Genomic DNA, 974 nt, shown 5'->3' on the forward strand with positions numbered 1-974 from the left:
GGGCCCCCGTCAATTCATTTGAGTTTTAATCTTGCGACCGTACTCCCCAGGCGGTCTACTTAACGCGTTAGCTCCGAAAGCCACGGCTCAAGGCCACAACCTCCAAGTAGACATCGTTTACGGCGTGGACTACCAGGGTATCTAATCCTGTTTGCTCCCCACGCTTTCGCATCTGAGTGTCAGTATCTGTCCAGGGGGCCGCCTTCGCCACTGGTATTCCTTCAGATCTCTACGCATTTCACCGCTACACCTGAAATTCTACCCCCCTCTACAGTACTCTAGCTTGCCAGTTTCAAATGCTATTCCGAGGTTGAGCCCCGGGCTTTCACATCTGACTTAACAAACCACCTGCATGCGCTTTACGCCCAGTAATTCCGATTAACGCTCGCACCCTCCGTATTACCGCGGCTGCTGGCACGGAGTTAGCCGGTGCTTCTTCTGTCGCTAACGTCAAATAATGCAGCTATTAACTACACTACCTTCCTCACGACTGAAAGTGCTTTACAACCCGAAGGCCTTCTTCACACACGCGGCATGGCTGCATCAGGCTTGCGCCCATTGTGCAATATTCCCCACTGCTGCCTCCCGTAGGAGTCTGGACCGTGTCTCAGTTCCAGTGTGGCTGATCATCCTCTCAGACCAGCTAGGGATCGTCGCCTTGGTGAGCCATTACCTCACCAACTAGCTAATCCCACCTGGGCATATCCTGACGCGAGAGGCCCGAAGGTCCCCCTCTTTGAGCCGAAGCTATTATGCGGTATTAGCCATCGTTTCCAATGGTTATCCCCCACATCAGGGCAATTTCCCAGGCATTACTCACCCGTCCGCCGCTCGCCACCCGAGAAACAAGTTTCTCTGTGCTGCCGCTCGACTTGCATGTGTTAGGCCTGCCGCCAGCGTTCAATCTGAGCCATGATCAAACTCTTCAATTTAAGATTTTGTCGGCTCAACGAATACTGACTTCAAAACTGCTC

Annotated in this window: 1 rRNA gene; it reads right to left on the bottom strand. The window is 53.0% G+C overall.

Going from position 1 to position 974, the window contains the following annotated elements:
• Positions 1-932: ribosomal RNA gene (locus ACRQQK_RS15485) — 16S ribosomal RNA — on the bottom strand; the annotation flags it as partial.
• Positions 933-974: the final 42 nt, after the last annotated feature.

The organism is Vibrio sp. C8, from assembly GCF_054051265.1.